Raw genomic sequence first — 2973 nt, forward strand, 5'->3', positions numbered from 1 at the left:
GGCTAAGAATCTGGAGTGTTTTTATGATTTTTTTAAGAGAAAAAATAGTCATGAAATATACAAAAAAATCATGTATATTTTGTTAAATAGTACAGTGATAGCATTTATATTATTGCTAATTGTGAAATTAATATTTGATTTCCTTTTTTAGACTATATTCATATTTTTTCAGATTTGTATTTTTATTGGGGTTAATTATTGGTAGTATCCCAGATTTTATAGAAAAGAAAGGTTAATTTTATGTTATTAAAAAATAAGATTTATTCAGGCATTATTATTGTTATTTTTATAGTTTGTTTGATTATAGGATTGAATGAAAATATCATTGGAAATCCTTTAGGAGAAAAAATATTTTATTTATTAGGTTTTCTATTTTTTGTATTATTAATTATTGGTACAACAAAAAATAGAAAGCATTAATGTCTTCTTTTTGCCCCATTTCTTACGATAAACATTTTTTGAGTAGCCTTTTTAATGTTCTTTCAATCGTTTAATTTCTTTTTTTAATGGTCTATCATCACGATACGTATTAAAATTCATAAATGCAGTACTATCAAAGTGCTCTAACAAGCGATGAAATATCTCATTCTCCCTTTTGTATTGTTCTATATCATCTTCAAGTTGGTCATGACGTTGTCGAAGTGCGTCTCTGTCTGATTTGAGTGCTTCGTTGTCTTCTTCTAGATGTTCAATAACTTTATACAAATTATTCGTATTATTCTTAGAATTAGAATCATCCATCGTTATTTGCTCTTTTGGATATTCAATCACCGTCGGTTTAATCCGATTACCCACAGCTGTTTGGCGTATATATTCTGTGACATTCATACTACGTATGTAGGCTAAATCTTGTATCTTTTTGTATTGCGCTTGACTGACACGAACGGTTAAGATTTTTTCTTTCGAGCTTTGTTTTTTTGGCATTGAATCACCTCATAATTAATATATGATAAGCATACATATGTGTGCTTATTTTTATATTAATATAACATACATATGTATGTTAATAAATATGTATGATTCGAGGTGTTGTGAGCTAACATTTGGCATACATATTATCAAACATATTTGTTTGATAATGCGTATGTCATTTGTTAGCTATATAACGGAATTCAAAAATATATTTTTGAATGTAGTGATGGCCTCGCCAGAGCGAAGATAACTCTTACATTTGAATGTAAGAGTATATCGAGCTATACTCTCATTGCGGAATCAGCCTCACATGTTTGAGGCGTAGCGGTGAGAGTATCCATCATTTTACATAAGCGAAGCATTGTCGAAGGTAGACAATCACAGCGCTTGTAAAATGATATTTTCGAAGGTTCTCGAAAGTAGAGAACCACAGACAAATCAAAAAGCTTCGGGGAGGGCGCTCAATTTGAAATTAGCTTGGAATACGCAAAAAAATAAAATGAGCGATGTTAAAGGCAAAGAGATGGAACAAGAACGTAAAGGGAGAATCAAAAATGATGAGATTGATTTGAAACGGACAAACTTAAACTTTGATTTAGTTGAAGATGAACGTCATTTGTATCATCGTGTGAAAGATAGAGTCGATTATTATAAAGAACAGGGGTCACGTGTACAGAAAAATAGTGTGGTGATGTATTCCAATATCATTACGTTATCGAAAGAAGAGGCCGACCGTATGGGAGAAATACGTACAAAACACTACTTTAAGACATGTAAAGATTACTTCAGTGAACGTTTTGGCGAAGTCAATGTCGTTTCAGCGAAAGTTCATATGGATGAATCAGCGCCTCATATGCACCTTCACTTTATACCTGTTAATCATCAAGGGCGGTTATCAGCACGTACAGCTATGAATCGACAAGTCATTAATCACATCCATGATGAATTAACCACACATCTGTGCCAGCAAGGTTTTGATGTTGAACGTGGGAGTACTGATGATAATAAAACGTATATTCAAGATATTCATGAATATAAAAAGAAAGCGAAAGTTTTAAGTGAATTAGACCAACAAATTGAAACGAAAAAACAATTGTTGAGGGATATCAACGATTTACACGATGAAAAAGAACATTTAACTCGGGATATTCAAAACTTAAAACGGAAAAATCATTTTTTACAAGAGGATTCTCAACAGGCTCAAGAAGATATTGACCTATATAAGCAACTGAGAGCAAATTCTAGGGACGATTTTGAAAAAGATGAGGAAAAGTACCAAAAAGAAATCAAAGCGTATGAGGCGTCTCTGAGTGGCCTTAGAATGAATTACCGAGATTTGGACAAGCGCAATCAATATTTAACAACACAAAATAATCAACTCGAACACCATTTAGACATGTTAAATGCACGTCATCAAGCGATGAACGACATGGTAAGAAACGATACACGTATTTTGTTTGCGGGGCTTAGATGTGCATTGAAAGATAGGAACATTGAATTAAGCGCAGAAATTAAATATCAACGTATGCCAGAAGTCGGTATTGATCCCGATACGGTGGATCAGGGGGCTTTAACACATGCATATCAAGGTGATGTGTCAGGGATAGACCATCATATAAGAAAGGCATCAGCACCTATTAAAAAAGAGACAGAGAATGACTTAGAATTAGAATAAATCAATAAAAATAAGCACTCAGGCAAGTATGATACTTGTTTGAGCGCTTATCTCAATGAAAAGAGTAAGTAAAAACTTAATAAGCTGGCGACACTTATTAAGAGCAATAATAACTTTAATTACTGAACTAGTCTACTAATTCAGTAATTAGGAACGATACCTTTGCATTTCTATATTATTATAAGAATTCCAAGGTAGCAAAGATATTGTATTGGAAATGATAGATGTGAGTATGATTTCTAAATTAATTGATGAAGATATTTTGGGTTTCTAAACTTAAAAAAATACCTCCATTCTTTTAAAAGTTTATTTTTGTGTTGTTTTCTTTATAAATATATTTGAATGCGTTTGAAGTATTTCAAAGAAGATCAGCGCGCTCGGCGGCA

The 2973-nt window shown here is 32.3% G+C and carries 2 protein-coding genes; one reads left to right on the forward strand and one right to left on the reverse strand.

Features of this window, described 5'->3' with window-relative positions:
• Positions 1-471 precede the first annotated feature (471 nt).
• On the reverse strand, positions 472-924 hold the full coding sequence (locus tag AB0I15_RS66635) for a hypothetical protein (protein WP_002494373.1): 453 nt from the start codon (positions 922-924) through the stop codon (positions 472-474).
• Between the two features lie 382 nt (positions 925-1306).
• Here AB0I15_RS66635 and mobV point away from each other — a divergent pair, with 382 nt between their 5' ends.
• Positions 1307-2587, forward strand: a complete 1281-nt coding sequence (mobV, locus tag AB0I15_RS66640) for a MobV family relaxase (protein WP_358121102.1) — start codon at positions 1307-1309, stop codon at positions 2585-2587.
• Positions 2588-2973 lie beyond the last annotated feature (386 nt).

The sequence above is a fragment of the Nonomuraea sp. NPDC050643 genome (genome assembly GCF_040654715.1).
GTDB lineage: Bacteria > Actinomycetota > Actinomycetes > Streptosporangiales > Streptosporangiaceae > Nonomuraea.

Excerpts from the sequence above, each read along its gene's own strand:
- AB0I15_RS66635 (WP_002494373.1), bottom strand. The coding sequence starts at position 924 with ATGCCAAAAAAACAAAGCTCGAAAGAAAAAATCTTAACCGTTCGTGTC.
- mobV (WP_358121102.1), top strand. The coding sequence starts at position 1,307 with ATGATATTTTCGAAGGTTCTCGAAAGTAGAGAACCACAGACAAATCAA.